The sequence below is a fragment of the Marinagarivorans sp. genome, assembly GCF_982758155.1.
This window is the reverse complement of record NZ_CEXWTU010000223.1, coordinates 1-7,933: the sequence shown is the minus strand read 5'-3', so window position 1 is coordinate 7,933 and position 7,933 is coordinate 1. Positions and strand designations below refer to the sequence as shown.

At 46.9% G+C, this 7,933-nt stretch carries 7 protein-coding genes; 5 read left to right on the top strand and 2 right to left on the bottom strand.

The genetic code is table 11. The features are described 5' to 3' along the window. Positions 1 to 219: 219 nt before the first annotated feature. Positions 220 to 1,542, bottom strand: a complete 1,323-nt coding sequence (tyrS, locus tag AC3A8L_RS17740) for a tyrosine--tRNA ligase (protein WP_487963610.1) — start codon at positions 1,540 to 1,542, stop codon at positions 220 to 222. Between the two features lie 193 nt (positions 1,543 to 1,735). On the opposite strand from tyrS, the gene AC3A8L_RS17735 reads away from it, so the two are divergent. From AC3A8L_RS17735 to AC3A8L_RS17720, 4 genes are all read left to right on the top strand, one after another. Next, positions 1,736 to 3,181 carry a peptidoglycan DD-metalloendopeptidase family protein gene (locus tag AC3A8L_RS17735; protein ID WP_487963609.1) on the top strand — a complete coding sequence of 482 codons (1,446 nt, stop codon included), beginning with the start codon at positions 1,736 to 1,738 and terminating at the stop codon, positions 3,179 to 3,181. Beyond that, entirely contained in the window at positions 3,181 to 4,296 is a 1,116-nt protein-coding gene (locus AC3A8L_RS17730) for an anhydro-N-acetylmuramic acid kinase (RefSeq protein WP_487963608.1), read from the top strand. The genes AC3A8L_RS17735 and AC3A8L_RS17730 overlap by 1 nt, the downstream gene beginning before the upstream one ends. Positions 4,297 to 4,331: 35 nt before the next feature. Beyond that, the gene (locus tag AC3A8L_RS17725; protein ID WP_487963607.1) at positions 4,332 to 4,712 is read left to right on the top strand and encodes a gamma-butyrobetaine hydroxylase family protein; all 381 of its coding nucleotides are present in this window, start codon (positions 4,332 to 4,334) and stop codon (positions 4,710 to 4,712) included. Between the two features lie 227 nt (positions 4,713 to 4,939). After that, positions 4,940 to 6,034, top strand: coding sequence for a response regulator (locus tag AC3A8L_RS17720; RefSeq protein ID WP_487963606.1), 1,095 nt, complete (start codon positions 4,940 to 4,942; stop codon positions 6,032 to 6,034). A gap of 79 nt (positions 6,035 to 6,113) precedes the next feature. On the opposite strand, the gene AC3A8L_RS17715 is transcribed toward AC3A8L_RS17720, so the two are convergent. Then, positions 6,114 to 6,725, bottom strand: a complete 612-nt coding sequence (locus AC3A8L_RS17715; RefSeq protein WP_487963605.1) for a hypothetical protein — start codon at positions 6,723 to 6,725, stop codon at positions 6,114 to 6,116. Positions 6,726 to 6,868: 143 nt separating this feature from the next. Between AC3A8L_RS17715 and AC3A8L_RS17710 the strand changes: the two genes are divergently transcribed. Further along, on the top strand, positions 6,869 to 7,933 hold a 1,065-nt coding region (locus AC3A8L_RS17710), incomplete at its 3' end, for a hypothetical protein (RefSeq protein WP_487963604.1).

Genomic DNA, 7,933 nt, shown 5'->3' with positions numbered 1-7,933 from the left:
CTTGCGTTAATTTTTTACTTACAATTACACAAGTGCCCACACGCTTTGCTTGATCCGTATTGTTAAATATCAGAAGAAAGGCAAGCTTATCTTCTTTTGGTTAATTGCCCTGAAGCCCTTTAACCACCTGGGCTAGAGCGCTTCGCCCTAACCGAGGAGGCGCATTCTACGCTTTTCAGGAAGCTACGCAAGTACTTTTTAAATTTAATTGCAAATAAATTACAAACGCTCAACCAGCAGGTACTTCTTCTTTCCAAATTTAAGTAAGTAAAAGCGATTGAAGTACCCACCTCCAACTTCAAAAGCGAGAGCCATGTTCGTATTCGCCGCTGCATCTAAAATGACACCATTCACCAAAATGGCTTTTCGGGCAAACGCATCCTTAACCTGCTTGCCCGAGCTAACAATGTCAGCATCAACAAGCAGCGACGTTAAGGTTGCCTCACTATCAAGCGGGACTTGCATCGAAGGCAGCCCGTCCTGCTTTAGCTGTTCAAAATCAGCCTCACCCAACTGACTAACATCCCCAGCAAATAGAGCATCTGTAATTCGCCTAGCGGCGATCAGCCCCCCATCACCATGAACTAAGCGCGTTACCTCTTCAGCCAAAATCCCTTGCGCCGACGGCCGACCTGAAGTTTCAGCATCCGTAGCCTCAATCTCCTCAATTCGATCCACACTCAAAAAAGTAAAGAAACGCAAGAATTTATAAGCATCCGCATCCGCAGTATTAAGCCAGAATTGATAAAAAGCATACGGCGACGTTTTGCTAGCATCTAACCAAATAGTGCCGCTTTCAGTTTTACCAAATTTAGTGCCATCCGACTTTGTTACCAATGGGAGCGTAAGGCCAAATGTTTGACCGCCATACATACGGCGACTCAGATCAATGCCGCCGGTAATATTGCCCCACTGATCAGAGCCGCCAATTTGTAAGGTGCAACTGTGCTGTTTATAGAGCTCAGCAAAATCATAAGACTGCAGCAGCATATATGTGAACTCAGTAAAGGAGATTCCCTCACCCTCACGATCAATACGCTGCTTCACGGATTCCTTATTGATCATATTGTTAATCGAAAAATGCTTGCCGACGTCTCGCAAAAAATCGAGTACGTTAACCTGACCGACCCAATCTAAATTATTAACAACTGACGCACGATTATCTCCAGACTCAAAATCGATAAACCGTGAAATTTGAATTTTCAGCTTATCGACCCAAGCCGCGACAATATCTGGCGTATTGAGCTGACGCTCTTGCGCTTTAAAGCTTGGGTCACCGATTAACCCTGTGGCACCGCCGACCAAAGCTAACGGTTTATGGCCCGCGTCCTGAAAACGCTTAAGAGTGACAAGAGGCACCAAGCTACCAATATGTAGACTATCTGCAGTTGGATCAAACCCGCAATAAAGCGTTCTAGGCTCAGCCAAATGCTCAACCAATTGATCCTCGCTGGTCATTTGAGCAACAAGGCCACGCGCCTTTAAATCTTCCAACAACGATAACTGATCAACCATTCCAAACCCCACAGACTCACATTTCATGATAATTGGCACTCAAACCAGTACTACATCGGCGCCAAAGAAAAGCGAGCAACAATACCTAAACACGACTCAAAAACAAGAGATTAAGCCCTCTTTTATGACTTTTTATCGACATAAACTGGCAAGTTTACTGATATCAGCAATAATTTCTGATATAACTAGGAAATTCGCATAATTTTTCTGCATTAAAACCATGATATACAAACAGTTAAACCATACATTTTCGCTTTTTTCATCAATGCCAAAGTACCATCGAATTGGTGTAATCATTCTGTGTGGCGCACTTATTAGCGTTGGACTCAGTCGAAAAAGCACTGAAAACACCCACATCCCATCAAGTACAAGCAGCATATTGGCAACTACGGCTCACGCGGCCTCATTGCAAAACAACTCAATTCTCGCCCTCCCCGAACAAAGTGCTTCATCGCCATTAATAGCAACACAGACCGATAATGCCATCATGGTAGTGGAGCAAGCCTTATCTCCTCCACCAGTACAAAGCACTCAAGTGCATATAGAGGAAACCGTTAAAAAGGGGGACTTTTTAGAAACCGTTTTTAAGCGCGCGAAAGTTGAAAGCAAGTACATGTATCACTTGCTTCATAACCACCCGAAAGCCAATTCTCTTGCCAAAATTTATCCCGGTCATAAACTTCTATTCATATTGGAAGCTGATGGCAAGCTCGTCGAACTCCAACACATCGAGGACGAACTTCATAAACAAGTTTTTACTCGAACTGAAGATGGCTATGCGCATTCCGTAATCGCCCTAGAGCCGGAAGTTCGGCTGGTACGGACATCTGGCACTATTACTCACTCCCTTTATGCCGCCGCTAAAGAAGCAAATTTGGAAGACAGGCTCACTATGGGCCTAGCTGACATATTTGGCTGGGATGTTGACTTCGCATTAGATATCCGTGAAAACGATAGCTTTGTCGTAGTCTATGAACAGAAATATCTCAACGACAAATACCTTGGCAGCGGCGACATTATTACTGCTGAATTTGTGAATAGAGACCGGGTCATTCAAGCCGTGCGCTACGAAGATAGCCAAGGCGACGTGGAATATTATACCCCCGAAGGCCGGAATATGCGCAAAGCCTTCTTGCGCGCACCGGTTGATTTTCGGCGCATTAGTAGCAGCTTCAACCCTAGGCGTTTACACCCCGTAACAAAAACAGTTCGCCCGCACCGCGGCATTGATTACGCCGCGAACACAGGCACTCCAGTATGGTCTTCAGGTGACGGTAAAGTCTTAGTCTCTAGTTACAGTAAATACAACGGCAACTACGTGGTGATTCAACACAGTAATAATATCCAAACCAAATACTTGCACCTTCATAAGCGCAAAGTCAAAAAAGGGCAGCGTGTTAGCCAAAGACAAGTCATCGGAACTGTAGGCACTACGGGGCTATCAACCGCGCCACACCTACACTATGAGTTTCTCCTAAACGGCGTTCACCGCAATCCACGGACAATAGTATCCAAGCTACCAAAAGCGAATCCAGTCCCTAAAAACGAGCGCGAGCGCTTTTTTGCACAAACTCAATCGCTCGTCGCACAGCTAAACCCAACCAAACAACCGACACAGGTCGCCAGCCAAGAACCCGACGCCACCCCCACAACAACAGCGATGTAATGGCATCCACAGCACAGCAAGCACAAGCGAGTTACTTTATTGGCCTGATGTCTGGCACAAGTGCCGACGGTGTCGATGGCGCGATCGTACGATTTTTTCGCAATGAGATCGAAATCATTGCGACGGATTCTCTCCCCTTTAGCCACTCACTCTCGAATGAAATAACCCAGTTATTTACACCTGCCGCCAATGAAATAGACCGCCTTGGCAGTCTCGACAAAACACTTGCAGTGCTTTACGCCGAGTGTGTAAACAGCCTCATCGCCAAAGCCAAGTTTACCCCGGCGCAAATAACAGCCATCGGAAATCATGGGCAAACAATACGCCACAGGCCCTGTATTCAAACGCCTTTTACGCTACAAATAGGTGATGCTAGCGAACTTGCCGTCCGGACAGGCATTCCAGTCATTAGTGACTTTCGCAGGGCAGACATTGCATTAGGGGGCCAAGGTGCGCCACTAACACCCGCGTTTCATAAAGCGGCTTTTGGGTCAAATAGCGCCAATCGCTGCATTGTCAATATCGGGGGCATTGCCAATGTCACGCAGCTTCCTTACCAAGATAAGGTAACAGGCTGGGACACAGGTCCGGGCAACGGCCTAATGGATGCTTGGATACGACAGCATCAGAACAAACCTTATGATAATAACGGAGAGTGGGCCGCTAGTGGCGACGTCAATGCCTCCGCCCTAAAGCATTTGCTCTCACACCCGTACCTTAAGAAACGCCCTCCCAAAAGCACAGGAAAAGAGGAATTTACCCTCGAAGCGATTACGCCTTACACTCAGGGTATTACAGCCGAAGATGTCCAAGCGACGCTTCTTGAGTTTAGCGCGATAACGATTGCGCAGGGCATTAACGAAGGGAATGCCAACAGCGCTTACCTCTGCGGAGGAGGCGTATTTAATGCACAATTAATATCGCGCATTAAAGTACATTGCCCCAACATTCAGATCCAGAGCACTCAGGTATTGGGTATTGCACCAAGCTGGGTCGAAGCCACCGCCTTTGCATGGCTTGCGCATCAATTTTGGCATAAACTGCCTGGCAACCTACCGAGCGTCACCGGCGCCTCACGAGCAGGGATACTAGGCTGTTTGACCCTGCCTGCCTAACCTCACCGCAACCCAGAAAAACCCTCGACTTAAATATGACTCCAACAAAAATACACCTCCGCAAAAAAACACAGGTACTAGAAATTCATTTTGACGACAAGGGTTATAGCCTAAGCGCCGAGTTCCTGAGAGTCCACTCACCATCAGCCGAAGTAAAAGGACACGCAGGATCTGGTGGCAGCACCCCCTACGCCAAACGCAATGTAATGATTGAGAAGCTAGAAATGACGGGCAATTACGCCGTACGCTTATTTTTTAACGACGGCCATTCTAGCGGTTTGTATAGCTGGACCTACCTACACGAGCTCTGCGATCAACAAGATATCCTCTGGGAAACTTACCTCGAAAAGCTACACGCAATGCAAAAAAGCCGCGATGAAGGGGCCAGCGTTGTAACCATCTCCCCAATCAACTAACTATCCAAAACCAATACCGACAAACAAAATCCAACGCATACATTTTATTGCCATAAGAAACACGTTAGCATACGCACCAAAATCTGGGTGCGTATCTTGCTTTCTACAATTAGCAAGTTCAACCACCCCTCCGCAGACCTGTTAGCCCACAATCTGGACTAACGCGCGATTGAATCCGGTTCACTATTACCGACTTCTGTTAACGAGCACATTGTTTGAGACGTACCATGCTTGGATTACCCAATATTTTACTGATCGACAACATCCCTATTAGCGAAAAACTACTCGAAAAAACCTTTGAGGGTGTAGCCTCGCTGCAAATAGTTTCGAACGTTCAGCAAGCATCGGAAGCCATCACCTGCGACGATATTGATTTAATCCTAATTAATGCAGACCTTTATAGCCTCAATGCCGCCACAACTTGCGCATGGCTAAAGGGAGACCCTAGTAGCAACCCCATAAAGCTCATTGTCCTCACCCAACATATAGACAACCAAAAAGAGCTGAAATATTACGAAGCTGGGGCCGACGAAGTTATCCTTCTATCCAGCAATCAGGCCCTTATAAAGCACAAAGTTATGCGCCATACTTTTAGCCACTTGGCTAATAATGATCTCTATAAAGCCAGCAATATTTTAAATACGTTCTTTGAGAATACCTACAATAGCGATTCACTAAGCCACTGCATGAGCGAATGCTTACTGGCCCTGCAGTCCATGGAATTAAAAGCCGCGCTGCACGTCAATGATCACCCAGAGTTAACCTGCTCCTCTTTCGGCTATGTTACAGATTACGAAAAAGCGTTGATGAGCTATGCCGAATGCATAGAGCCCTCTACCGATAGCGCTCGCTTTACCCATGGCGACGACACTATGTCGATCCTAATACAAAATCTTCCCAACCGGCACCATCCCTTTTACAAAAGCTTAACGAGCTGGGTTGAGAAAATATTTACCGCATTGAGCCAAAAAGCCAAGAAAATATTAACGCCCACAGTCGTAGAGCCCAGAGTAAGCAGTGCAGAGCTAAACATTCCACAAACAGAAACGGGCGCGCAACGCTTACACTATTATCTAGAGAAAGCTCTCAGTGAAATGGAAAGCAGTTGCGAACAGGGGATTAATCGCAGCATTGGACGGATCGACGAATTCGGCACTTGGCCCTCGTTATCCCCCCTGCAAAAGCGTCATATATTTAAACTAAAGGATAACTTACTGCAGCTCAAAGAGTCGCTCATGACAAACTGCTTAGAAATTGAGAGCCGCTACCTTCAATTTGTTACCGAACGCAGAGCAAAAACACGGCTTAACCTGGGGTGGTAATCGCGTCAAAGGCCCTCGGCATTATCCACAGAAAAAAAGCGATCCACACTGCTCCGGCACAGTAGTTTGATCCGTAAGATTAAAAGAAATAGGCCATGCCAGATGAAAAAGTCTGGGTTTCGCCTTGTTTTTTATAGCCAACCTCAAAAGCCAGCCCATTCACTATAAAATAACTAAAGCCAAGCGCGCCCATAAAGCCGCTCTCCCCCTTATTCCAATCGAGATAATGTAAATCGGCACGTAATTCAATGCTTTCATAAGCGCGATTTCTAAGCGATACGCCAATAAAACCCGTGTCATCACTCTCATCAACCAAGTATCCGTCGAGCGTGGCTTTTCTGTAGCCAAATAAGGTCGCTATTCGCGTATTGTGTACCCTAACAACATCCGCAAACAGCCCAACATGAAAACCGAACTGCTGACTATCAAAAGTGTTTGCAAGCTCAAACTCTTGGTACTCTCCACCAATAAAGAAGTTTTCCGACAACTCTTTAGAAGCCCTTACACCAAAACCATCATAACTATCGACGACATCATCCACTTTTTGCCTGGCAAGCTGAACACCAACCACATCAAAGCTGGGCATTTCAGCCACCACCCTAGAAGAAAGACATAAACCCAACACGATACTCATCGCAGTGCCGGCAGATAATACACGCTGTAAAACCTTCATCCCGAATTGCTCCCCCATACCTGCGCCCATTTGTCGTTACGTAGCATTCATTCTGTCTACTTTGAGCTTAGTCAAAGAGACATTAGCCTGCTCACAATGTGAACATAAAATTGCTGGCTATACTCAATAAGTATTGCTATCTGAGCTTTAAGGAACTGGCTATGCGCCTAACAACGCCCTCTCGAATATTGAAACTCTTGGTAATCTCAAGCAGCCTCAGCTTCTATGGCTGCGGGGATACATCTGATGGACCCAATTATGTGCCAGATGATACAGCGAGCAGCAACACCGCAGCCAACACCAGTAGCGAACAAAGTAGTGTTGGCGCATCTTCTGTCGCCGCCGTCACCCCTGGCTTCATCGATCCAATAAACGACCAAAACATCATTGCTGAAGTATCGGCAAGTGTCACAACCCTGCCGCCACGTACGCCCACCGAAATACGCATTAGCTTTAAAGATAGCGGCGGCGAAGAGGTGGATATTCAAGGCTCTTTGAATGGTAGCTCTAACTGCATTACCGCCAATAATGCCTCGCTAACTTTATCTGAACTCAGCGGCTCAGAAGTCATAGCAACTTACGAGGCCAGAACAGGTTGCATCGGCGACGACCGCATCACCTTTAGCGGCAACTGGAATGGCGCTGCCTATACAATAGCGTTCACACTAAACATCGAAAAAGATCCCTTCTCCAATATTGAGTGGATAAGTACGGTGCCCGCCCAAATCAGTATTCGTGGCTCTGGCGGGCAAGAAAGCGCAACAATCACTTTTGCCCTGCGAGGTTATAACGGTGAAAACATTGCCGACGAACAAGTGAGCTTTCAAATTGATGGCGCCGCTGGTGGCGCTAGCCTTAGCGAGAATACCGGTATCTCAAATGAAAACGGTGAAGTGAGCGTTCGCGTTAGGGCCGGTACAGCACCTTCGAATGTCATTGTTTTGGCAACATACTCTCCCACTGGCGAAACCACACCGTCATCAAATTTAGTGGTGGCATCTGGGATTGCCATCGAAGGCAATGTCACTTTGGCCACCAGCGCCTTCAACCCGCTAGGTTTTGCCCGAATAGGCTCGCAATCGGTCACGCTGACAGTGAACGCCACCGACCGCTCCGGCAACCCAGTACCCGACGGCACGAGCGTTAATTTTATTAGTGAAGAAGGCGGTAATATCATGCCGAACTGCACACTCAGCAGTGGCTCGTGCTCTGTGACCTTTAGCCCC